24 protein-coding genes are annotated in these 23,862 nt (G+C 45.6%); 10 read left to right on the top strand and 14 right to left on the bottom strand.

Annotated elements, in window-relative coordinates; genetic code table 11:
* Window positions 1–92: 92 nt before the first annotated feature.
* The 8 genes from epsA to A3Q3_RS0101340 all read right to left on the bottom strand — a co-directional run bounded on the left by epsA (window position 93) and on the right by A3Q3_RS0101340 (window position 7,359).
* Complete coding sequence (epsA, locus tag A3Q3_RS0101375) at window positions 93–854, bottom strand: XrtB/PEP-CTERM-associated transcriptional regulator EpsA (protein ID WP_025224110.1); 762 nt, start codon at window positions 852–854, stop codon at window positions 93–95.
* 189 nt (window positions 855–1,043) lie between these two features.
* Window positions 1,044–1,589 carry a hypoxanthine-guanine phosphoribosyltransferase gene (locus A3Q3_RS0101370; protein ID WP_232418438.1) on the bottom strand — a complete coding sequence of 182 codons (546 nt, stop codon included), beginning with the start codon at window positions 1,587–1,589 and terminating at the stop codon, window positions 1,044–1,046.
* 14 nt (window positions 1,590–1,603) lie between these two features.
* The gene (gene galU / locus A3Q3_RS0101365; protein ID WP_020181771.1) at window positions 1,604–2,485 is read right to left on the bottom strand and encodes a UTP--glucose-1-phosphate uridylyltransferase GalU; all 882 of its coding nucleotides are present in this window, start codon (window positions 2,483–2,485) and stop codon (window positions 1,604–1,606) included.
* 78 nt (window positions 2,486–2,563) lie between these two features.
* Complete coding sequence (locus tag A3Q3_RS0101360; RefSeq protein ID WP_020181770.1) at window positions 2,564–2,974, bottom strand: RNA-binding S4 domain-containing protein; 411 nt, start codon at window positions 2,972–2,974, stop codon at window positions 2,564–2,566.
* 163 nt (window positions 2,975–3,137) lie between these two features.
* Window positions 3,138–5,300, bottom strand: a complete 2,163-nt coding sequence (locus A3Q3_RS0101355) for a Lon protease family protein (protein ID WP_020181769.1) — start codon at window positions 5,298–5,300, stop codon at window positions 3,138–3,140.
* A gap of 4 nt (window positions 5,301–5,304) precedes the next feature.
* Complete coding sequence (moaE, locus tag A3Q3_RS0101350; protein WP_051086407.1) at window positions 5,305–5,802, bottom strand: molybdopterin synthase catalytic subunit MoaE; 498 nt, start codon at window positions 5,800–5,802, stop codon at window positions 5,305–5,307.
* The gene (gene moaD, locus A3Q3_RS0101345; protein WP_020181767.1) at window positions 5,765–6,022 is read right to left on the bottom strand and encodes a molybdopterin converting factor subunit 1; all 258 of its coding nucleotides are present in this window, start codon (window positions 6,020–6,022) and stop codon (window positions 5,765–5,767) included. Before moaD ends, moaE begins: the two co-directional genes overlap by 38 nt.
* Window positions 6,023–6,045: 23 nt before the next feature.
* Window positions 6,046–7,359, bottom strand: coding sequence for a DNA recombination protein RmuC (locus A3Q3_RS0101340; protein WP_020181766.1), 1,314 nt, complete (start codon window positions 7,357–7,359; stop codon window positions 6,046–6,048).
* A gap of 501 nt (window positions 7,360–7,860) precedes the next feature.
* Here A3Q3_RS0101340 and A3Q3_RS0101335 point away from each other — a divergent pair.
* The 3 genes from A3Q3_RS0101335 to A3Q3_RS0101325 are packed head-to-tail and all read left to right on the top strand — an operon-like array spanning window position 7,861 to window position 10,987.
* Window positions 7,861–9,576, top strand: coding sequence for a CHASE2 domain-containing protein (locus A3Q3_RS0101335; RefSeq protein WP_020181765.1), 1,716 nt, complete (start codon window positions 7,861–7,863; stop codon window positions 9,574–9,576).
* Window positions 9,573–10,073 carry an SH3 domain-containing protein gene (locus A3Q3_RS0101330; RefSeq protein WP_020181764.1) on the top strand — a complete coding sequence of 167 codons (501 nt, stop codon included), beginning with the start codon at window positions 9,573–9,575 and terminating at the stop codon, window positions 10,071–10,073. The genes A3Q3_RS0101335 and A3Q3_RS0101330 overlap by 4 nt, the downstream gene beginning before the upstream one ends.
* Complete coding sequence (locus A3Q3_RS0101325; protein WP_020181763.1) at window positions 10,073–10,987, top strand: M48 family metalloprotease; 915 nt, start codon at window positions 10,073–10,075, stop codon at window positions 10,985–10,987. The genes A3Q3_RS0101330 and A3Q3_RS0101325 overlap by 1 nt, the downstream gene beginning before the upstream one ends.
* Here the strand turns inward: A3Q3_RS0101325 and A3Q3_RS0101320 are convergent.
* The 6 genes from A3Q3_RS0101320 to A3Q3_RS0101295 form a co-directional block, all read right to left on the bottom strand.
* On the bottom strand, window positions 10,984–12,000 hold the full coding sequence (locus A3Q3_RS0101320; protein ID WP_020181762.1) for an AI-2E family transporter: 1,017 nt from the start codon (window positions 11,998–12,000) through the stop codon (window positions 10,984–10,986). The two genes, A3Q3_RS0101325 and A3Q3_RS0101320, sit on opposite strands and share 4 nt — an antisense overlap.
* 13 nt (window positions 12,001–12,013) lie before the next feature.
* The gene (locus tag A3Q3_RS0101315) at window positions 12,014–12,577 is read right to left on the bottom strand and encodes a YigZ family protein (protein WP_020181761.1); all 564 of its coding nucleotides are present in this window, start codon (window positions 12,575–12,577) and stop codon (window positions 12,014–12,016) included.
* Between the two features lie 15 nt (window positions 12,578–12,592).
* Window positions 12,593–14,242 (bottom strand): formate--tetrahydrofolate ligase, encoded by a 1,650-nt coding sequence (locus A3Q3_RS0101310; protein WP_020181760.1) that lies wholly within the window; start codon window positions 14,240–14,242, stop codon window positions 12,593–12,595.
* A 75-nt stretch (window positions 14,243–14,317) separates the two neighbouring features.
* Window positions 14,318–15,787 carry a helicase HerA-like domain-containing protein gene (locus A3Q3_RS0101305; RefSeq protein WP_020181759.1) on the bottom strand — a complete coding sequence of 490 codons (1,470 nt, stop codon included), beginning with the start codon at window positions 15,785–15,787 and terminating at the stop codon, window positions 14,318–14,320.
* Between the two features lie 23 nt (window positions 15,788–15,810).
* Window positions 15,811–16,356 carry a DUF302 domain-containing protein gene (locus A3Q3_RS0101300; protein ID WP_020181758.1) on the bottom strand — a complete coding sequence of 182 codons (546 nt, stop codon included), beginning with the start codon at window positions 16,354–16,356 and terminating at the stop codon, window positions 15,811–15,813.
* Window positions 16,356–17,279 carry a CysB family HTH-type transcriptional regulator gene (locus tag A3Q3_RS0101295; RefSeq protein WP_020181757.1) on the bottom strand — a complete coding sequence of 308 codons (924 nt, stop codon included), beginning with the start codon at window positions 17,277–17,279 and terminating at the stop codon, window positions 16,356–16,358. The genes A3Q3_RS0101300 and A3Q3_RS0101295 overlap by 1 nt, the downstream gene beginning before the upstream one ends.
* Window positions 17,280–17,402: 123 nt before the next feature.
* On the opposite strand from A3Q3_RS0101295, the gene A3Q3_RS0101290 reads away from it, so the two are divergent.
* The 7 genes from A3Q3_RS0101290 to fdxA all read left to right on the top strand — a co-directional run bounded on the left by A3Q3_RS0101290 (window position 17,403) and on the right by fdxA (window position 23,861).
* Window positions 17,403–18,173, top strand: a complete 771-nt coding sequence (locus A3Q3_RS0101290) for a sulfite exporter TauE/SafE family protein (RefSeq protein WP_026361670.1) — start codon at window positions 17,403–17,405, stop codon at window positions 18,171–18,173.
* A gap of 32 nt (window positions 18,174–18,205) precedes the next feature.
* Window positions 18,206–19,870 (top strand): nitrite/sulfite reductase, encoded by a 1,665-nt coding sequence (locus tag A3Q3_RS0101285; RefSeq protein ID WP_020181755.1) that lies wholly within the window; start codon window positions 18,206–18,208, stop codon window positions 19,868–19,870.
* A complete protein-coding gene (locus tag A3Q3_RS0101280) occupies window positions 19,867–20,472 on the top strand; it encodes a DUF934 domain-containing protein (RefSeq protein WP_020181754.1) in 606 nt (201 codons plus the stop codon). The genes A3Q3_RS0101285 and A3Q3_RS0101280 overlap by 4 nt, the downstream gene beginning before the upstream one ends.
* Window positions 20,469–21,230 carry a phosphoadenylyl-sulfate reductase gene (locus tag A3Q3_RS0101275; protein WP_020181753.1) on the top strand — a complete coding sequence of 254 codons (762 nt, stop codon included), beginning with the start codon at window positions 20,469–20,471 and terminating at the stop codon, window positions 21,228–21,230. The genes A3Q3_RS0101280 and A3Q3_RS0101275 overlap by 4 nt, the downstream gene beginning before the upstream one ends.
* A gap of 19 nt (window positions 21,231–21,249) precedes the next feature.
* On the top strand, window positions 21,250–22,182 hold the full coding sequence (gene cysD / locus A3Q3_RS0101270; RefSeq protein WP_020181752.1) for a sulfate adenylyltransferase subunit CysD: 933 nt from the start codon (window positions 21,250–21,252) through the stop codon (window positions 22,180–22,182).
* On the top strand, window positions 22,182–23,462 hold the full coding sequence (gene cysN, locus A3Q3_RS0101265) for a sulfate adenylyltransferase subunit CysN (RefSeq protein ID WP_020181751.1): 1,281 nt from the start codon (window positions 22,182–22,184) through the stop codon (window positions 23,460–23,462). The genes cysD and cysN overlap by 1 nt, the downstream gene beginning before the upstream one ends.
* Before the next feature lie 75 nt (window positions 23,463–23,537).
* Window positions 23,538–23,861, top strand: coding sequence for a ferredoxin FdxA (gene fdxA, locus A3Q3_RS0101260; protein ID WP_020181750.1), 324 nt, complete (start codon window positions 23,538–23,540; stop codon window positions 23,859–23,861).
* Window position 23,862: the final 1 nt, after the last annotated feature.

Genomic DNA, 23,862 nt, shown 5'->3' with positions numbered 1-23,862 from the left:
CAATCGTTATTTTTATATTAGTCCATACGGGTAACTTTAGAAAAACCACGTAATTCGCTAATTTTGCAACAGTTTTTAACTTTTTAAATGCTTTAATTTCCTTTGTGTGGCGCCAATTTTGCTACCGCTTGCGCACGACAAGAAACGTCTAGTTTTTGGAAGATACGTTTAAGATGGTTTTTAACCGTATTGGAGCTAATCGACAAGATCATGCCAATTTCAATATTGGTTTTTCCGCTTCTGACCCAATGTAAAATCTCATGCTCACGGTCACTGAGTGAACCCAAGGCAATACTCTCTAAGATATCTTCGTCAGACATGGACGGTTCGATGTATTCAACACGTCTAAGTGCGGCATCTAAATGCGGCATTAATAAGCCTAACAATGAATGCTGGATATTAAAGACATGGGATTTATCAAAGAACACATAAATACAATCGTGTTTGCCACGTAAATCTTTTACGCCGTAAACCAATAATGAATGCATTTCAATCAGATTGCTGGTAAAAGGTGTAGGCGATTGTGCATGAATGCCTGCAGCATCAAAGCTATTGATAACAAACCACTTTTCATCATTATCAATCCAACGCTTGTGCAGATTTGCCATCAGATACGAAACAATACCTGGCGCATCAATTAAACGTTGTGTGGTTAGCCCGGGAATATTGGAAGCAACATCATAGTTGAGCTCTCCCCCGTCAAACTCGCCCCATGCAGCCAGCAGCACGTCATGAGGAAGCACAGGGTTGACATCGTCCTTGAGCCAGTTAAAGAAATCCACATGCTTTTCAATCGCATAAGATTTCTGAATGACTTCAAAAATTGTTTCCCAATTTTGTTTTAAATTTACCATTTGACCCATCTCTCACAATAACTGAATTGTTCAGATGTAGCCTTGCACAAACAGTACCAACTTCTAATTTTTATAAAAACCCTTTAAAAACATAAAGTTAAATAATAAACTTTTTACTAAAAACGCAGGTGTTGATTTATTTATCAACACTAGTGTCACATTCACAACAGTCTAACACTATGCGTTTGCTTAACTAGCCTCGTCATCTAATGCTCGGATTTCTGCTAAATTTCGCCACCAACCATGTGCATCCATCCCACAGCCAAACACAAAACGATTAGGCACAGTCAACGCCACGAAATTTGCAGCAATCGGCTTGGTTTGGTGGTTGGACTTATCTGCCATGACTGCCGTCACAACTGACTTTGCTCCCAACGCTAAGCATTTCTGATATACGGCTGCGAGCGTGACGCCTTCATCCAGAATGTCATCAACAAGTAGCACTTGCTTTTGTATAAGCGTTAATGAAGGTTGCTTAGTCCAAACCAACTCCCCGCCACTGGTTTTATCATGATAGCGATTGGCTTGTACGTAATCTAACTCCACTGGCATAGTGAGTTTTGACAGTAATTTACCAGAAAAATATAAACCGCCCGTCATAACGCACATGAGTACGATTGATGTGCTGGCAAAATGTTGATTGATTTGACTTGCCACGGCATCAACCGCACGCTCTACCTCATCCGCCGTGTAGACTAATGAGGAATGCGCGATAAGTTGATGCGGATCTACCACTGGCTGCAAGACGATTACTTAATCTCGGAGACGACAGACTTGAGATACTCGGCAAAATGCTGTGAGATTTCTGGGTGTTTCAATGCCAACTCTACATTGGCTTGCATAAAGCCGATTTTACTACCGCAGTCGTAACGTTTACCTTCAAAGCGATAGGCTAGTATTTTTTCGTATTCCATGAGCATCGCGATACCATCGGTCAGTTGAATTTCGCCGCCTTTACCTGGCTTCACTTTTTCTAGACACTCAAAAATTTTACCGCTCAGCACATAGCGACCTACCACTGCAAGTGTAGAAGGTGCATCTTGCGGTTGTGGTTTCTCAACGATCCCTTTTAGCTGCAACAAATTTTGTTCGATTGGGAACGCATCCACAATGCCATAACTGGCTGTTTCTGACGGCAACACATCCTCAACGCCCAACACGGAAGATTGATGCTTGTCGTAAATATCTACCATTTGTTTAACTGCAGATACCTTAGCATCAATTAAATCATCCGCTAAAATCACAGAAAACGGCTCATTGCCGACCACTGGACGTGCACATAGCACGGCATGTCCAAGTCCTAAGGCTTGCGGTTGCCGAATATAAATACAAGATACTTTTTTAGGCAAAATGCTGCGCAGCATTTTCAGCACATCATGCTTATTGGCTGCTTCTAATTCGGCTTCCAGCTCATAAGATTTATCAAAGTGATCTGGAATAGAGCGCTTGTTGCGCCCTGTCACGAAAATCAATTCGGTAGCGCCCGCTTCTATCGCTTCTTCCACAGCATATTGAATGAGTGGCTTATCCACCACCGGAAGCATCTCTTTGGGACTGGCTTTGGTTGCCGGTAAAAAACGCGTTCCTAATCCGGCCACTGGAAACACTGCTTTGGTCACTTCTTTTTTCATATTCAAACGCCTATTTTTTGTTTTTTTGTTGCAGTAATGGGTTTCAATTAACTAGCCATATAGTTATTAATTATGGCACTAAAACTTGATTCCCGTAAATTTTTTTATATCACGTAGCTGGCGCTTTGTTGGCCTGCCAGCACCGCGCTCACGCACCGCCGATGCAGTCTCGTGTGATAATTTCAATGCCGTTTGTTTGGCGACACTTTCTGCAGTTTCAGCATATAGTTGCGCTGCCTCTGGTGCACCACGCCGCACATTCGATAAGCCAGTTACACTCACCTCTATTTCAATGTCTTTATTTTTAATGGCAATCAACATCCCCAGCTTCACTTCTTTTGCGTTTTTTGCACGGACGCCATCGACACGCACTTTTCCACTATCAACTGCATCTGCAGCAATACTGCGCGTTTTAAAAAAGCGTGCTGCCCACAACCACTTATCCAAGCGGCAGTGCTGATCTTCTTTTGCAGATGCTGAATGAACCATGAAAACACTCAAAACATATCAGTTGATACTAGCGCCAGACGCATGATTGTATAAAGTAAGGCCACAAAAACAGCTGGGCGCATGGTAAAGCTTGTTATCGTAGCGAGCAAGCTTAGCACTGTAAAATAGTATTACTGGCATATTCAAATCTTTTAAAAAACGCTTATTCGATCAATGGTAGCTGGTGTAGTCGCGCCTGATTACTTTCAAGCGTTTTACGGTAATTGGCCAGTGCCTGTTGGGCGTAGCCCATCACGGAACCTTCAGGATAGTTCCCCAAGTGATTTTGTATCCCCGCCTGCAAGCCAGTCAGGTACTCGATGCCTTCCAGCACATGATCAATGGCAATAATATGAAACTGTTTAGCTTGCACTGCCGCAATCACGGCTTGATCTAACAGTAGATGACGTTGATTCCGTCTTGGGATGATTACACCTTGCTTCCCGTCTAAGCCAAGGGCTTTACATACGCGGAAATACCCTTCGATTTTCTCATTGACACCACCAATCGGCATCACCTCACCAAACTGATTAAGAGCACCAGTCACTGCAATGCCCTGTTGAATAGGTAAGCCTGCCAAAGCCGAAAGCAAAGCGAACAACTCAGCACAAGATGCGGAATCCCCTTCTACACCGTTATACTCTTGCTCGAACACCAATGAGGCATTTAAGCTAAGCGGCGCCAGTTGCCAAAAGCTAGCACTGAGCCAGTTCTGCAAAATGAAAATCCCTTTATCGTGGTTTGGCCCACTCATATTCACTTCGCGGTCAATATTAATGAGGCCCGTTTTACCAGGATAACAGCGTGCGGTGATACGTATAGGTGAACCAAAGCTGGCATCCCCCAACTCAATATGCGTGAGGCCATTGACCTGCCCGATGACCTCGCCATGCACTTGGATCAGCAGTTCGTTATCAATAATAGAGTCGCGAATTTGCGACTCAAAATACTGATTACGCTGTGCTTTTGCCTGCAACGCCGCATTCACATGCTCAGCCATAACAACGGTTGCCTTGCCAGCAAATGCCACGCTCTCTAACATCAATTGTTCTAAATAGGCAAAATTGGTGCTAATGCGGGTTTGGTCTTCTTCTACGCGCTGCAATGCGATGATCAACGTAGCCACAGCTTCTTTGTCAAAGTGTGCACATTGGTGCGATTGACATTTTTGTGCAATGAACCCAGCAATGGCAGCATAGTTTTCAGGGCTTGCCACAACGCGCTCGGCAAACTCTACTTTGATTGGAAAGTAGTTAAAAAAGTCTGGTTGCTCATCCAAACAATCATAGAAGTCTTCACGCGTGGCAATCATGACCAGTTTTACCTGTACGGGAATCAGCGTGTTGCTGGCAAGCACTGCACTACTTTGCGCTGCACTGCTGACATCTTCAATTTGCAAGGTACCATTTCTCAGAAACCGGTGTAGCTTCTCGATCATTTGGCTACCATTTTGCTCGTCATTCAGAATATCTCGCAAATGAATCAGCAACATGCCACCGTCCGCTTTATGCAGATGCCCTGCACGTAATCGCAGAAAGTCCGGCATCAATGTAGCGTCTGTAGTGGTTTCAATGGCACCAAACAGTGACTGCAAACTAGGGTCATTGTCATACACTAGAGGCCGGTTAAAACCGTGTGTTTGCGATGCGCGATGATCCACCAATACATTCACACGAAAACGTGCAAAAAATGTTTCGTTAACGAGCCCCTCCATGGGATTGTCTGACTCGCTGGCAGGCGCGGGTTGCCATGCTTGTAAATATGCCAACACCTCTGGTGCAAGCAACTTAAAATAAGCCGTTAATGCGTCGCTGATGCCTTCAAATCGTGCTGCCAATTGTGCAACGGCAACCTCTAACCAAGTGCGCATATGCGCTAACATTTTTTCCGGTATATCCGTATTACTCAAACTGGTGAACTCTGTCATCAGCGTACGGGCAAATCCATCCATCTCTGTACGTAATGTTGCGGCTTGCCCTACCGGCAACTTCACCAAAATGGGCTGTGCATATTGATTAAAATCATGCAGCGCAACCAGATCATGCAGCACGTTGGTCTCATGTGGCTGCTTTGCCACTTCGTGCATCGCACTTTGCATCAGTGAGGTGCGGCCGCTGCCATGTGCACCCAGCACTAATACATTAAATCCACGCTGTTGAATATTTAGCCCAAATAAGGCGGCTTTCTTTGCTTCGCTTTGCGCTACCCACGCATGTACATCTGAATAACGGCCTGACTGCACGGATAGCAACTCAGCGGTTGTTTGAAAGCCCAAGTGGTCTGGGTTAATCTGCGCATTGAGCGCTTGTTCTTCTAGTATGTGCATAAATTTATTGTCTTGTAGATTGCCAGCGCGCTTGTGCTTGGTCGTCGGAGCTTTTAGCTTCCACCCAGCGCTCGCCTTCGTTGTTCGTTTCCTTTTTCCAAAATGGCGCTTGCGTTTTTAGGTAATCCATTACAAATTCGCACGCCGAAAAAGCGGCTTGGCGGTGTGCACTGCTGATCACAACCAATACAATTTGATCTAACGGTTTGAGTGTGCCGACACGGTGAATCACCACCGCATCCATAATATCCCAGCGTTGCTGGGCTTGATCGACAATGGCCTGCAGCGATTTCTCTGTCATTTCCGGGTAATGCTCTAACGTAAGCGTAGTGACAGATTGATGATCATTCATATCGCGTACCAGCCCGACGAAACTGACGATTGCGCCTATTTGAGGGTGGTCTCGACGCACACTGGCCAGCACCTCTCCAACATCAAAATCTTCTATTTGTACTTTTACCACACTAACCACCGGTAACAGGGGGAAAGAATGCAACCTCATCCCCCGACTCGAATGTGGCCAAATCATCAACCAAGGTATGATTAATTGCGGCTCTGACCACTAGCTTGCCGCTAAATAGGTTCGCCCAGACTTCACCGCGTTGTGCCAGCCAGTGCTTTAACGCAGTGATGGTTTCAACGGTTTCAGGCAAGTCCACATCCTCGCTGGAGTAGTTAACAGCCTCTTTAATTCTTGCGAAATATAACACTTTAATTTGCATGGTAAACAGCTTCTAATAATAGGTTATTCATCAACTTCATCCAGTAAATCAATGGGTTGATTGCCGAGTTCGACACGCTCGATTTGCTTAAATCGATTCGTAATTTTTTGGCTAGAAATGTGTACTTCTTGGGCATTGTCGTTTGCTTGGCGGATATTGTCTGCCAATTTTTTCATACGCACATCAAAGCGCTCAAAGTCTTTACTAAGTTTGCCCAGTTCATCTTTAATAATATGCACCTGTTTACGCATTTCCACGTCTTTGAGTACGGCGCGTGCAGTATTCAGCACCGCCATTAAGGTGGTGGGAGATACTACCCATACACGTTTATTCATTGCATAATCAATCACTTCCGGATGATAGGCATGAATTTCTGCAAACACCGCTTCTGCTGGAATAAACATCACCGCACCATCGGACGTCACATTGGGAATGATGTATTTCGCCGCGATATCATCCACATGCTTTTTAACATCAGCTTTAAACTGCTTTTCCGCTTGCGCTTGCATCGCTTCACTCAGGCTGGTATCAAACATACGGTGATAGTTCTCTAAAGGGAATTTGCTATCCACCGCCACCGTCCCTGTAGGCTCAGGCAAAAATAATGCGCAATCGACACGCGTACCATTATCAAAGCTATGCTGCATTTTAAAGCTGGTGGTTGGTAGCACATTGCGTACCAACCCTTCTAATTGCACTTCGCCATACGCACCACGGCTACGTTTATCCCCTAACAGCTCTTGCAAGCTCACCATATTGGTACTGAGGCCATCGATTTTCTTTTGCGCTTCGTCGATGGTCGCCAAGCGTTCCATTACGCTGACAAACGTCTCATTGGTTTTGCGGAAGCCTTCTTCCAAACGCTCAGAAACTTTACCGCCGATTTCTTCCAAGCGCGTATCGACAATCTTGCTTAAACTTTCGATGGTTTGCGTGAGTGTGGTCGTTGCCTTCAGCATGGTGTCGTGCATCATCATCTGCTGCGCTTTTCCTTGCTCACTCAACGTTTTATGCAGGGTTTCCAGTACGGTCTCACGCGTGGCCGCCAAGCTATTATTTTGCGCAAGCTGCAATGTTTGCATGGCCTCACGCGTGGCTTGCAGCTCTTGCGAAACCGCTTGTTTTAGACGTTCCCCACTCTCTTGTGAAGCCGTATTTAGGCGATCGCCAAGTTTATTTAAGCCATCATTCAAATCTAACAACATGGCGCGGTGCTTATCTTCCAACTGTTGCATCAGTAGGACATTGGATTGCTGCTTGATCACACGCAGTAGCAACCAGATAACAACCAGTAGCAAACTGCATGTCAAAATTAATTGTAATATTTCAAGGTTCATATTTAAGATTATAGCGGATGTCACAATGTAACTCTCATCACAGCTACCATCTAAAACAAAAAAGCCCTCAGGTGGCACACCCCAGGGCTTTGATACGAATCAACGCTGACTTTAGCACGACAGTGCGTACCAAAGTTTTTAAGTAACTGATTAATTGATATATTTTTCTAAACCATCACCATCATCGCATCAATTCCACCCACTATTAATAGCATTACGAAGCTGAAAAAAATTATTTTTGCATTAAAACTCATATAGTTAAGCCCGATAAAGGAAGTGATACATCACAATAATGATGCAAATCATACAACTAATAATTTAAATTTGCCAATATTTTTTGAGTATCTTCTTCATTTATAAGGGGTTTAGTGAAAAAAGATAAAACAAATGCAAAAAACAGACGGTTTTAGCCAACAAAGTTGGATTTAGGATTGGATTTGTGGGCATTCAAGACACTGTGTTAGAGTAAATTGATTCGATTACACGGTTTTATTACAGACTATGATTAAGCTCAAATTATTGTTAGGTCAATGGCTAGCTAAACTCACACGCAAACTTAAAAACAACTTTTACATTTACCTCGCCACGCTATTTACGTTGCTGGTACTGCTGGATGCCAGCGTATTTCATGTGGGGCTGAATATGCGCGATAAAGCGTTTGACTTTATGGTGAAACACCGCGTGATTCAAGCCAAGCCAGATACAGATATTGTGATTGTAGATATCAATGAGGCAAGTTTGGCTGCGTTTGCTAAAGAGTATGGCCGTTGGCCTTGGCCTCGCCAAGTGCTGGGCGAGTTTGTCGAGAATATTCAAGCACAAAAACCCAAGGCCATTGTGTTTGATATTGTGTTCAGTGATGCGGATATTTACAACCCGGATAGTGATGCTTATTTTAATGAGGTCATTGCAGCGAGCAACAATGTGTTTTTCCCTATCTTGCGGCTAGATGCATCACAGGACAAATTAAGCCAGCTAAAGTATGCGCAAATTCCTGGCATACGCGCCAAGCCAGATCATAATCAGAACGCAACCATTGCGGCCATTTTGCCTTTTTTTGATGGTGCACGAAAACCCGGCCGCTTAGGTACCCATAATGTGTATCCGGATAACGATGGGATTGTTCGTGAATATCGTATTTACCATGAAGAAAAAGGCTGGCATCTGCCCTCCTTACCAGAGATTGTCGGTGCCAATGCTGGCGGTGACCTGACTGAGCTGCCACAGAATATGCTGATCAATTGGCGCGGCAAGCCATTTAGTTATCAATACGTGAGTTTTAGTGATGTGTTTACCGATTTGGCCAGCCAACATAAAACGCGCCCGCAAGATGAATTCACCAATAAAACTGTGATTATCGGCTCTACCGCAGCTGGCTTGTTTGATATTAAACCGACCGCCATGGATAAGCAGTTTCCCGGTGTTGAGGTATTGGCAACGGCGATTGATAACGTTAAACATGGTGACTATTTAAAAGTATGGCGCGGCAAAACACCTTATATCGTGTTAAGTTTGCTGTTGATCTGGCTGACCACCCTCGCCTTTTATTTCAAAGTAGATCGCGATAAATTTAACTCTATTTTTACCGGCAGCCAGATTGGACTGTTGGTGCTTTCTTACATTGGCATCAATATCAGCAATACCTATCTGGATTTAACGGGTCCCATTCTTTGGGCGGTTGCATTATTTGGTATTGCAAAAATATACGCGTTAGCAACCGATAGAGCTTTACAACGCTGGCTCACCTTTGGTGTACAGGCCAATGCCGATCACACCAGCGTGCTAATGCTGGCGGTAATGATTGAGAGTGATGAGCCACTGGGCGATGTGGTGATGAAGAAATTGAAGCGCAAAGCTGAGCTAACCAGCCACACACCCAATAGCGTGGAAGTATTACTTGGCACACAAACGGGGATCTGGGGATTGTTTGGCGATATGATGGTGATCAGCTGGATGTATTCTGATGAAAAGGCTGAATATAAAGCGGCAGCGCAGCAGGACATGCAGCGCTTAATCGATAGCTTTCCTGACAATCTAGAATCATTAGGTCTACCAAAACAGACCTTGCTGCGTTATGGCACGCATGAAGGTACATTACACAAAACTAATCAATCTAGCTCTAGTCCAACACTTGGAGCACAATGGCGCACTTTGTTCGCGCAGTTGGTCATCCAACTCGAACATGGCCAATCAACCGTAACAAAGGAATCTGCATGAAACAACGCACACTTTACTATGCCATCGCTGGCTTATGTATCAATCTATGGATTCATCCAGTCGCCATGGCGGCAGAAACAGGTACCGCATTGAAGGCCGATACTTTGCGCACTGAGCCATTTGCGGATGCTAAATCAGCTGGTGCCCTGATCAAAAATGAACCGCTGCAGATTGTGAATAAAAAAGGTGCATGGCTGCAAGTCAAAACCAAAAAATCCACGGGCTGGGTACGCTTACTCTCTGTTAAACGCGCCAGTACTGGCAATGCGTTACAAGGTACCGTGGATGTAGCTACTGGACGCGCAGGTACCGGCAAAGTGGTATCGACTACTGGCATTCGCGGCCTGAGTGCTGAGGAACTGCAATCCGCACAATTTAACGAAGCAGAAATGAAAAAAATGGAAAGCTACACTGTTAACAAAAGCGACGCACAACAATTTGCCAGCGCCGGTGGCTTGAGTGCCAACCAGACGGCTTATATGAAAGGAACCAAATAATGCGTATTGCTACCCTTGCCTTTCTAGTCTCATGCAGCTTGACGAGTAACACCTATGCGCTTGACCTTGGTAAAGCCTTAGAGGGCGCAATCAAAGATAAAATCCAAGAGTCGGCTGGTGCTACCAATACAGACAAAGCGGCACCAAGCACTACCGAATCAACAGCTGCTACAGCTACTAACGACACGGCTGCTGCTAAACCACAGATCAATTGGAAAAGTCCAAGTCGAGATGAAGAAATAGCGATTGGTCGAGAAGTGACAGGCAGCTTATTGGGCGCCGCGCCATTGGTCAAAGATGATGCACTACAGCAATATGTAAATAAAGTGGGGCGCTGGATTGCCAGCCAATCTGAACGGCCTGACTTACCTTGGCGGTTTGGCGTGATTGAAAGTAGTGATTTGAATGCATTTGCTGCGCCTGGCGGTTACGTACTGATTACCAAAGGCCTATACCAAACCTTTCAAAACGAGGCGCAATTGGCTGGGGTGCTTGGCCATGAAATTGCACATATCGTCAAAAAACATCAGCTGAAAGTGATGCAGAAACAAGCTTTATTAGACATGGGCGCGGGGTTGTTGGGTGACAAGTATGGCAGCAGCAAACTATCGAAAAAAGCCATCAATACCGGTGCAGAAATCAGCGCGCGTAACTTAGACAAAAGCGCAGAATACGAAGCGGATCGTATGGGCATGATATTGGCATATCGTGCAGGCTACGATGTGTATGGCTTACCGGAAGTGTTACAGAACATGGCGCAAATTAACAAAAGCGATAACAGCGTAGCCTTGCTATTTAAAACACACCCGCACCCGGATGACAGACTTGCGCAATTGGGTGAAAGTGCTGGTACGCAATTGGATGCACTTAAACCCGGAAAAACATTAGGAAAACGTTTGTATCCTTTGCGCTAAATTAACTGAAGCTCTCTTAATTCGCTTTTGATATACGCGTAATAAATCGGTGCTGCCACGATGCCTGCAATGCCAAATGCAGCTTCCATGGTCAGCATCGCCACCAATAACTCCCAAGCATGTGCGCGTATTTGCCCGCCGACAATGCGCGCATTCAAAAAATACTCTAATTTATGTATCACCACTAAAAATAAGAGCGAAGACAACGCAATCGCTAGTGAATGACTCATGCTCACCACTACTATCACGGTGTTAGAGATCAAATTACCGATCACTGGCAGCAAGCCTACAATAAATGTAATTAAAATCAGGGTCTTAGTAAAAGGTAAATGAATACCTAATAACGGCAATACCACTGCAAGATAAATACCTGTGAACGTTGCGTTAATGGCTGAGATACGCACTTGCGCAAACACAATATTACGAAACGCGGCACTAAATAAGCTGATACGCTCCACCAAACTACGTGTAAACACAGGATAACGATCACGCTGTGTGGCTTCATGCAAAGCCAACATGCCACCTATCACCATGGCAATCAACATGTGCGCAGCGTGACGCCCTGCTTCCGTCCCCACAAATTGCAAGTCGTTCGAATGGTCGCGCAGCCATTGCGTAACCGCATGTTGCAGTGCAACAGCATCTTCTGGCAAACGTGCATCTAACCAAGCAGGCAAAATTTTGCGGGAGTCTTCAATAATTTCAGCCATTTGTGCAATTAATGTAGTCAACCCACCAGAGTCAGAACGCAGCAAGGAGACTAGCCCCATACTCACCACCGCTAGCAGCCCGATCACCAGCACGGCCAGTATGGCGACTGCAATTACTTTGGCGCCTTTTCCCGGAAGCCTGCGGGCAATATAGGGGGAAATAATATGTACCAGCTCAAACACCAGCAAACCCGATAGCAATGCAGGTAACAAATGCACATGCAGCACAAAAAACATTGCAATTGCCATCAACAGCCAGGCGGCAATATTGTACTTATCTGAGGAGCGTTGGGACGATTGCATGAAAACACCTTGCCTATGATTGAAAACGTTGAATAAATTGTTGTGCCGATTGTACTGGCAATTTGATGATGAAATGCGCAGCTTCATCAAACGCTTTGTTGAGCACGACACCATTCACTTTATTTAATTCGCGTGTTAGCTCGTCTACACGTTTATAGCTAGTGGTTATACGCATCTCTTGCATTTCAACAAAGGGAATTGCCCCGGCTTGCAGTAACGCCAATTTGGCAGTGCCCCCATACGCTTTGACCAAGCCGCCAGTCCCTAGATTGATGCCACCATAGTACCGAATCACGCCTACACAGACGTTCACGTATTGCTCCCCATCCAATATCTGCAGGATAGGTTTACCTGCGGTACCCGATGGCTCGCCAGCATCTGAAAACCTAGGAATCACACCTTCGGCAGTTTTAATTCTAAAAGCATAGGCTAAATGGTGCGCTGTTGCGTGCTGTGATGCGAGCTGCCTTAAAAACAGACCCACTTCGCGCTCGGTTTCACACATTTTTGCCTGTGCAATAAATCGTGATTTTTGTATGGTTTGGTCAGCATTACCGACTTGCTTAAGTGTGATCATGGGTGACCATTATACTCAAGATAGCCCAGTGATCTTGCCATCAGCATTCACCCCAATGCGCACACTAGCAGGCTGTTTAGGTAAACCCGGCATAGTCATCATATTGCCGCAAATAGCCACAATAAAGCCTGCCCCGCGAGATAAACGCAGGCTGCTTACCTCTATCGTATGGCCGGTAGGTGCATTGCGCACGGTTGGATCACATGAAAAAGAGTATTGCGTTTTGGCGATACAGATTGGTAACGTTGAATATTGCGTAGACAATTGTGCCAGTTGTATTTGCGCAGTACTGCTATATTCAACAGTACTCGCGCCGTACATCTTCTGTGCAATTGTCAAAATCTTATCGACCAATGGCATTTCTAACGGATACAGTGTTTGAAACTTGGATGGTTTTTGCGCGAGATAATTGACCACGGTTTCTGCCAATGCCTGTGCACCGGCAGCACCTTCTGCCCAATGCTTGCATATGCATACTTCAAACCCTAGCGCTTGCACAGCATCTTTTAAAGCAGCAATCTCACTGGGAGTATCATGCGTAAAATGATTGATGGCTACCACCACTTGCATGCCAAACAAATCATGCAAATTATGCAGATGCCTTTTTAAGTTTTCAATGCCCGCCTGCAGAGCATCGATATTTTCTTGCTGAATGGTCGCTAACTCAGCGCCACCATGGTATTTCAATGCGCGAATCGTTGCGACCAACACCACCAGATCTGGGGTTAACCCGGAAAGGCGACACTTGATATCAAAAAACTTCTCTGCCCCTAAATCGGCACCAAACCCAGCTTCCGTCACCACGTAATCCGCAAGCTTTAATGCAGTTTTAGTAGCCACTACCGAGTTACAGCCATGGGCAATATTGGCAAAAGGTCCGCCATGTACAATCGCTGGCGTATGCGCAATGGTTTGCACTAAGTTGGGCTGAAATGCATCTTTTAATAAGGCAGTCATGGCGCCTTCGGCATGTAGGTCGCTTGCAAACACCGGTTGATGCTGACTGTTAACACCCACTTGGATTTTACCTAATCGTTGTGTTAAGTCTTGTAAGTCTTCAGCTAAGCAAAAAATAGCCATCACCTCTGAAGCCACTGTGATGTCGAACCCTGTATCCACGTCCTGACGCTGATGCAAGGTCACATGGCGTAAGGCACGGTCATTCATGTCCATACACCGCCGCCAAGTCACTTGCTGAATATCTAATGCATTGCCCTGATAAACATGATTATCAATCAAAGCAGCCAGTAGATTATTGGCTGAGGTAATCGCATGAAAATCACCAGTAAAATGCAAGTTGATATTTTCCATCGGCAGCACTTGTGCATAGCCACCGCCGGTTGCTCCGCCCTTCATGCCGAACACCGGGCCTAAAGAAGGCTCGCGTAGGCAAGCTACCGCGCGTTTACCAATGTAATTCAGCGCATCGGCAAGCCCAATGGTCGTCGTGGTTTTGCCTTCACCTGCGGGCGTAGGGCTAATGGCTGTGACTAGAATCAATTTTCCGTTGGGACGAGCTGCCAAAGTCCGAACACACTCCTGGCTGATTTTAGCAATATGGTGCCCGTAAGGAATCAACGCAGAAGGTGCAATGGGCAATTGTTCTGCAATCGTCGAAATTGGCTTTAATACTGCATCTTGCGCAATTTCAATATCAGACTGCATAAGAACTCCCCTAATTAATGACTAGCAAGACTGAAAGGTAAGCCTCTCAGCCAAACCAATAATGACTAGATTCCGTTACTTTTTGCCTAGAATAGAGCCTAAAACGCCGCGGATAATGCTACGCCCAAGCTGAGAGCCAATGGCGCGTGCAGCTGATTTTGCCGCACTTTCTAAGACAGAATCTGAGCGGCTTGCTTTTTTACCGCCCAACACACCGCCCCAATCAAAGCCCTGCTCTTCTTCCTTAGGCGCTTCTTTCGCTGCAACTTCGGTAGCACGTTGTTTTAGAATCTCATAAGCAGACTCCCGATCCACCAACTTCTCATAAACACCTGCAACCAATGATTGGCGGATCACAGCTGCGCGCTCTGCATCTGTGGCTGGTCCAATACGACTTTTTGGTGGGCAGACAAACGCGCGTTCGACGGGTGATGGAATGCCTTTCTCATCTAAGAATGAAACCAAGGCCTCACCCACCCCTAGCTCGGTAATCGCTGTTTTTACATCCACTTTAGGGTTTGTTCTAAAGGTTTCAGCAGCAGAGTTCACTGCTTTTTGGTCGCGCGGTGTAAACGCACGCAAGGCATGCTGCACGCGATTGCCTAACTGCCCTAATACAATGTCCGGAATATCCAGCGGGTTTTGGCTCACAAAATAAACCCCGACACCTTTAGAACGAATCAAACGAATGACTTGTTCAATTTTTTGCATGAGTGCTTGTGGCGCATCGCTGAATAGCAAATGCGCTTCATCAAAGAAAAATACCAGCTTAGGTTTTTCTAAATCCCCTACCTCAGGCAACTTTTCAAACAGCTCAGAAAGCAACCACAGCAACAAAGTGGCATAAACACGCGGTGAGTTAAACAATTGATCCGATGCGAGAATGTTGATGACACCACGCCCCTTGGTATCTGTTTGCATTAAGTCGTCTAGATTCAGCGCAGGTTCACCAAATAGCAGATCGCCACCTTCTGTTTCCAGTTGCAACAAAGCGCGCTGAATAGCACCCACACTGGCTGCAGAAATATTGCCGTACTCAGTCTGATACTGCGCTGAATTTTCGGCTGCGTATTGCGACATTGCACGTAAATCTTTCAAATCCAGAAGCAACCAGCCTTGGTCATCTGCAATTTTAAAAATCGCATTTAGCACGCCAGCTTGTATATCATTCAAGTTCAACATGCGTGCCAGCAGCAATGGCCCCATTTCGGCTACCGTAGTGCGTACTGGATGCCCTTTGATGCCATACACATCCCAGAATGTGACTGGCGAGGCCGCTGGCGCATAATCCGGAATGGCCAATTGCTGAACACGCGCATCCACTTTAGAGTTGCCGCCCCCTACTTGGCTCATGCCAGACAAATCGCCTTTGACATCGGCCATGAACACCGGCACACCTAAATCAGAAAACCCCTCAGCAAGACTCTGTAATGTAACCGTCTTACCAGTACCGGTTGCCCCTGCAATCAGCCCATGCCGATTCGCCATTTTTGGCAATAGGTATAAAAAGTCTTCTGATTTGGCTAGGCGAATGGGTTGAGTCATTTTTCCGTTTTCTGTTTTAAAAGTTAAAAGTCACCGCGACGTGCTTTTTCCATGAGCTGGATTAACGCATCTTCTAATGTTTGTGCGGACTGAATGGCCCGTGCACTTGGGTGTTTGATGCTCTTCAAATCATACGTGGGCCGATCCAGCCCCAAATATAGTTGATTCGATTTTTCATAAATAGCAATACGGCAAGGCGCAAATACCAAAAATTCTGGGTGGTCTAAGATGATTTCCGTGCCCATGGTTAGGTTACAAAAAGTGCGTACTTCTTTGATACCTTGCGGGTCAATTCCACGTAACTTCATGTGCTCCCCAATGGGGAAATTGGCAGGGCTCACAAAATTCATGCCCTCAGAAATAGACTTTAAGCTATCTACCAAATCTTGATAGCTCACGCCAGCGTTCACTGGCACCTCATAGATGGCCGTGCTCAAATCAATATCCGGCATACCATGCCCTACCACCTTGATACGCGGCGCTACGATGGACTCAGCCTCATGTTTGGCAACATGCATACATGCTGGCATGAGCAACATTACTGCAACAAGTATTAAGACACGTGTCATTAAGTCCCTTTAAGTGTCTGCTCGATTGCTTTGAGATTGATGTCTGGAGAAAGTAATTGCATAAAGCTTAGCATATAGCCACGCAAAAATGCATCTCGCCTCACCCCCAAATAGGTCGTACTATCTGGAAACAAGTGGCTGCAATCTAAGCTAATCAAAGGCGCATCACGCTTCTCGTCATATGCCATATTGGCAATTAAGCCTATACCCAAACCAAGGTTCACATACGTTTTAATGACGTCTGCATCAATCGCCGTTAATACAATATTAGGCGTCACACCTGCATCATGAAATACCTGTGACACCAGCGTCCCGCCCGTAAAGGCAAAATCGTAAGTGATGAGTGGATATGAGCCAATATCCGCCAACGAGATCGACTTCTTACTGGCCAACGGATGATAGCTAGGCATGACCAAGCAGCGATTCCACTGATAGCAAGGCAATGTCAACAAACGCTCATCCAAGCTGATAGACTCGGTGGCAATACCAATATCGGCCTCGCCACTTGCCACTTGTGACGCCACTTGACTTGGATTGCCTTGATGAATAGTGAGCTTAACATTGGGAAACATTTGGATAAATTGTTGCACTGCAGAAGGCAGTTTGTAACGTGCTTGCGTATGCGTGGTAGCAATGGTTAATGTACCTGTCTCAACACGGCTGAACTCATCACCCACACGTTTGATATTTTGCATATCAAACATCACCTGCGCGGCCAACTTTAGAATTTGCCGACCAGGCTCGGTAATGCCGACTAGGCGTTTGCCATTGCGCTGAAAAATTTGTAACCCTAGCTCTTCTTCTAGCAATTGAATTTGCTTACTAACGCCGGGTTGAGAGGTATGCAGCGCTTCTGCTGCTGCCGAGATATTCAAACCTTGCTGCGAAACTTCATGCACATATTTTAGCTGGTGTAACTTCATGCGCGGCATCCAAACAATCGTGACTTTATAATTAACCAGTATATAGAAATAATCAACGGTTATTAATAAAACATATATTAAATGTTAAAATCTAAGGTTATTTTTCTTTAGATTTTACTCACAGTGAATTACTACTTTATATTAGCAGGATTCCTCGTTGGCTTTCTAGTCGGACTGACTGGAGTGGGCGGCGGTTCACTGATGACCCCTATTTTACTCATATTTTTCAATGTAAAAGCGGCTGTCGCTGTGGGCACAGATTTGCTTTATGCATCCGTGACCAAATCTGTGGGTATATTTGCACATGGCAAATTGGGCAATATTGAGTGGAACATTGTGAAGTTGCTAGCCATAGGCAGCATCCCAGCCTCCATTGCCACGATCTTATTTTTAAAAACGATTGATATTGAATCAAGCGGCGCAATCTCCACCATTAAATTTTGGCTAGGTGTTGCACTCATTATCACATCGGCCGCAGTGCTATTCAGAAACAAGCTCAAACACTTATCCAGCAAAGGTCACTGGCTCCCAGTGCAATACGTGCCAATTGCAACAGTATTCTTGGGCATCGTTTTGGGTGCGTTAGTTACACTCACTTCTGTAGGTGCTGGCGCATTGGGTGTCACTGCGCTCATCATGTTGTATCCTAAAGAAAAAATCACCACCATTGTAGGAAGCGATATTGCGCATGCCGTGCCACTTACACTCATTGCAGGATTAGGCCATGCCTCTCTAGGCACAATCGATTACCCGCTTCTTGGCACACTGCTCATTGGCTCTATCCCAGGCATCTATTTAGGAAGCCATATGAGCTCAAAAATAGCTGAACATTGGGTACGCATTGTATTGGCTGCCATACTGATTTTAGTAGGCTTAAAGCTGGTTTTACATTAAAATATCGCCTCTGTTAGGAAACACCATAATTTATGTATAAATACGATGCAATTGACCAACAAATCGTTGATGAGCGTGTAAAACAATACCGCGACCAAACACGCCGTTACTTAGCCGGCCAACTTTCCGACGACGAATTTCGTCCACTGCGCCTTCAAAACGGCTTATATATTCAACGTCATGCGCCTATGCTACGCATTGCCGTGCCTTATGGCATGCTATCCAGCAAACAATTACGCAAACTAGGCGATATCGCCAAACGTTATGATAGAGGCTATGGCCACTTCAGCACGCGTCAAAACCTGCAACTCAACTGGCCTAAGCTAGAAGACGTGCCTGAGATTTTGGCAGAGCTAGCCACGGTACAAATGCACGCGATTCAAACGTCCGGTAATTGCATTCGCAACATCACGACCGACCAATTTGCCAGCATTGCCCCGGATGAAGTGATTGACCCACGTGCGATGGCCGAAGTCATGCGCCAATGGAGTACTTTTCACCCTGAGTTTGCTTTACTGCCGCGTAAATTCAAAATTGCAGTATCTGGCACTAAGCAAGACCGCGCCATTGTGCAAGCACATGATATTGGCTTGGAATTTTACAGAGACAGTAATAACCAAGTGGCGATTAAAGTATGGGTGGGTGGCGGTTTGGGCCGCACGCCAATTCTAGGCACGGTGATTCGCGATCATCTAGAGTGGCAACATGCGCTCACTTACTGCGAAGCCATCATTCGTGTGTACAACATGCATGGCCGTCGCGACAATGCGTATAAAGCACGCATTAAAATCTTAGTAAAAGCACTAGGCATTGAAGAGTTCAAACAACAAGTGGAAGCAGAATGGGTGCATATTAAAGATGGTCCTAACACCATCACAGAGGCTGAGCTCCATCGTGTAGCACAGCACTTTGAACCAATGCCATATGAAACCTTGCCAGCACATGATGCAGGCTTTGATAGCGCGATTGCTAGCAATCCAGCTTTTTCTAGTTGGGTTAAACGTTGTACACATGCACATAAACAGCCTGGCTACCGTGCAGTGACCTTGTCACTCAAGCCACATGGCAAGCCACCAGGTGATATCTCCAGTGAGCAAATGCAGATAGTCGCGGACTTAGCAGACGCCTACAGCTTTGGTGAATTGCGCGCGTCACATGAACAAAACTTGATTTTGGCCGATGTGAAATTAAGCGACCTATTCGCTATTTGGGAAAAAGCGCGTGCTGCAGGTTTAGCGACGCCTAACATTGGCTTACTCACCGACATGATTTGCTGCCCAGGTGGCGATTTCTGCTCATTGGCTAATGCAAAAAGTATCCCAATTGCAGAAGCGATTCAAATGCAATTTGATAACTTAGATTACTTGCATGACATTGGCGACTTAGAGCTGAATATTTCTGGTTGCATGAATGCTTGCGGTCACCACCATGTGGGGCATATTGGCATTTTAGGCGTAGATAAAGACGGTTCAGAATGGTACCAAGTCACCATTGGCGGCAAGCAAGGTAATGATGCAAGCATTGGTACGGTCATAGGCCCCTCTTTCTCCGCAGAAGAAATGCCAGGTGTCGTACAACGTCTGATTGAAGTGTATCTAAAAGAACGTACTGATGAAGAACGCTTTATTGATACAGTGCGCCGTTTAGGTATTGCACCATTCAAAGCCCATGTCTATGCAGAGAAGGAGGCCGCATGAGTAATCTAATTAAAGACAATGCGCTGGTGGCTGATGAGTGGACAAGGGTGATTCCGCCTAGTTTAGGTGACGAAGTCGTCAAAAAGCAAGCCGGTAAAGTGGTACTTTTCAAATTAACAGGAGAGCCTACTTATTCTCCTGCACAAATAGCGGCTACGCAAATACCCGCTACAGGCAAAGTATTATTGCCATTAACCGTATGGCAAGCAAATGTCGAACAACTCGCTAGCCGCATGGCAGCTGGAGAAATAGGCATTTTAATAGCGACACATGAGCCATTAGATTCACTAGCAGCAACCTTTGCTGACATCAATGAGTTGCCACTGATTGCCGTATTTGTAGAGCGTTTCCCCGATGGTCGAATCTTCACTATTGGTAACTTGTTACGCACCCGTTATGGCTTTAAAAACGAGTTACGTGCAGTCGGTGATGTGTTACGCGATCAATTGTTTTTCTTAAAACGTTCTGGCTTTAGTAGCTACTTGATTCGTGCAGACCGCTCAGCAGAAGACGCGTTAGCAAGCTTAAAAGATTTCAGTCAACCTTACCAAGGTGCTGTGGATGATGCGCTACCAGTGTGGCGTAGAGTGGATCGCGCATGAGTGTTTCCAGTGTTAGCATGCTCAAACCTGCTGCTAGCAACCCAGCAACTTCGCCTAAGCTGACAGATGAGCTTACGCAAAGCGTCCATACAAAGCGCGCGCAAGTATTAAGCTTATTGCAAGCTGCCAGTGCAGAGTTTACAGCCATCACCTTTGCTAACAGCTATGGTGCAGAAGATATGGTGCTGACCGACATCATCATGCAAGAACACTTGCCGATTGAGATTTTCTCATTAGATACTGGCCGCTTACCTGCTGAAACTTATACATTGATGGGTGAAGTAGAAACTACTTACCATACAAAACCCGTCGTGTTTTTTCCAAAACATGAAGCCGTAGAGCAATATGTGCGCACAAACGGTATTAACGCGTTTTATGAAAGTATCGAACTACGCAAGGCCTGCTGCCATATGCGTAAAGTAGAGCCACTTCAGCGCGCGCTTGCCGGAAAACAGGCATGGGTGACCGGTATGCGTGCCGAGCAAGCCACTACGCGTGCTAGTTTACCAACCCGTGAATTTGATGCGAGTAACCAGTTAGAAAAATTCAATCCCTTGAGTGACTGGACTGAAAAAGAAGTCTGGGCATACATCCGCATGTTTAGTGTGCCTTATAACCAATTGCATGACCAGTTCTACCCCAGCATTGGCTGCGCGCCTTGTACGCGCGCTGTGGCAATGGGTGAAGACATCCGTGCTGGCCGTTGGTGGTGGGAAGATCCTACCTCCAAAGAATGCGGCCTGCATGTCAAAAAGTAATTTTAAATCGTAAACAACTATGACTACATCTCAAAAAACGCTAAGCCATCTTGATTGGCTGGAAGCCGAAGCCATTCATATTTTGCGTGAAGTGGCCGGACAATGCTCTAACCCTGTGTTGCTATTCTCGGGCGGCAAAGATTCACTTTGCATTTTGCGCTTAGCAGAAAAAGCATTTCGCCCAGGTCGCTTCCCTTTTCCACTCATGCATATTGATACCGGTCACAACTATCAAGAAGTGATTAATTTCCGTGACCAGCGTGCGGCTGAATTGGGTGAGCGCCTGATTGTGCGTTCAGTTGAAGATTCGATGAAACGCGGTACCGTCGTACTCAAAACACCGGACGAACCACGCAATAAACACCAGTCTGTGACATTGCTAGAAGCGATTGAGGAGTTTGGTTTTGATTGTTGTATTGGCGGTGCACGACGCGATGAAGAAAAAGCACGTGCCAAAGAACGCATCATGAGTTTCCGCGATGAGTTTGGTCAATGGGATCCAAAAAATCAACGTCCTGAACTATGGAACCTGTATAACGCACGTTCACACAAAGGTGAAAACATTCGTGCCTTCCCTATTTCCAACTGGACAGAGATGGATGTTTGGCAATACATTGAACGTGAAAACTTAGGCTTACCTAGCATTTACTTTTCGCATCAACGCGACATTATTATGCGCGGTGGTGCCATGATGCCCGCCAATGTAGCATTAACCAGTGGCGAAGTGATTAACGTACCTAAAGCCGGTGAAGAAATCATCAATATGCAAGTACGCTTTAGAACCGTAGGCGACATCACCTGCACAGCGCCAGTACTTTCAGATGCAGATAACGTCAGCAAAATTGTGCTGGAAACAGCGACCACTACCATTACTGAGCGCGGCGCTACGCGTTTAGATGATCAAACCTCTGATGCTTCGATGGAGCAACGCAAGAAAGAGGGTTATTTCTAATGAGTAACCATATGCAACACAATGATTCTTTATTACGCTTCATGACATGCGGTAGCGTTGATGACGGCAAAAGCACTTTAATTGGTCGTTTGCTGTTTGATACCAAAACCATTTTGGCTGATACGCTGACACAAATTTCCAACACATCTAAAAAGCGTGGCATGGAAGCCGTTGACTTATCTTTGCTGACTGATGGCTTACAAGCAGAGCGCGAGCAAGGCATTACCATTGATGTAGCCTACCGCTATTTCAGTACCGGCACACGCAAGTACATCATTGCCGATGCGCCGGGCCATGAGCAATACACACGCAATATGGTGACAGCAGCTTCTACTGCAAACCTTGCGATTATTCTGATAGATGCACGCAAAGGCGTACTCACACAAACGCGTCGTCACAGCTATTTAGCACATTTGGTAGGGATTCCGCATATTGTAGTTGCTGTGAATAAAATGGATTTGGTGAATTACGACCAAGCCGTATACGACAAAATTTGTGCCGACTATTTACAGTTTGCAGAAGAGATTGGATTAGCAGCAGCAAGAGACATCCGCTTTATCCCAATGTCTGCACTGAATGGCGATATGTTAGTTGACCGTTTAGACAGCATGCCTTGGTATGCTGGCGAGACCTTGCTGGAGATGCTAGAAAAAGCACCGGCTGCACATACAGAGCAATCTGAGCAATTCCGTTTCCCAGTGCAATTTGTCTGCCGCCCACACGCAAGTGCCGATGCCGATTTACACGATTTCCGTGGATTTATGGGTCGCATTGAGTCAGGTAATATTGCAGTAGGCGATGCTGTGACGGTGCTACCTAATGGGTATCAGTCTAAAGTGAAAGCCATCCAATTAGGCGAGACACAATTGGAAAGCGCGCAAACTGAACAAAGTGTGACGCTTTTGCTGGAAGATGAAATCGATACTTCCCGTGGCGACATGATTGTAAAAACAAGTGAAGCGCCAGAGCCAGTCAAACAAATAGAAGCGTTTGTATGCTGGTTGTCTGAAACACCGCTCTCGCCTGCCCGCACTTATATTGTGCGTCATACCACGCGTGAGTCAAAAGCCAAAATCGGCGCGATTCAATACAAAGTGGATGTGAACACACTAGAGCAACAACCTACTGCAGATTTAAAAATGAACGACATTGCGCGACTCACCTTTAAATTGGCACAACCGTTGATGGTAGACAGTTATAAATCTAACCGTGCGACGGGCGCTTTTATTGTGATCGATGAAAGCACAAATAACACGGTAGGCGCTGGGATGATTGTCTAAGTCCAGACTATCGTTCAATGATTAAATCTAATAAAATAATGTTTTAGGCTTTTAAAAGCTGTAAAGGAATAAATAATGACTTATGTCGTCACTGAAAATTGTATTCAATGTAAATTTACCGACTGCGTAGACGTATGTCCGGTAGATTGCTTTGTCGAAGGCCCAAACTTTTTGGCGATTAATCCAGACGAGTGTATTGATTGCACATTATGCGTGGCAGAATGCCCGGCCGAAGCGATTTTTGCAGAAGATGACGTGCCCGCAGACCAACAGGAATTTATCGAAATCAATGCAAGACTAGCAAAAGTATGGCCAGTCATCAGCGCAAGAAAAGCACCGTTAGAGGATGCAGATGCAATGAATGGCGTACCAGGCAAAGCTGAATTGTTGATTGAGTAAC

Source organism: Methylotenera sp. 1P/1 (assembly GCF_000384355.1).
Classification (GTDB): Bacteria; Pseudomonadota; Gammaproteobacteria; order Burkholderiales; family Methylophilaceae; genus Methylophilus.
This window is presented reverse-complemented; position numbering and strand designations above follow the sequence as displayed.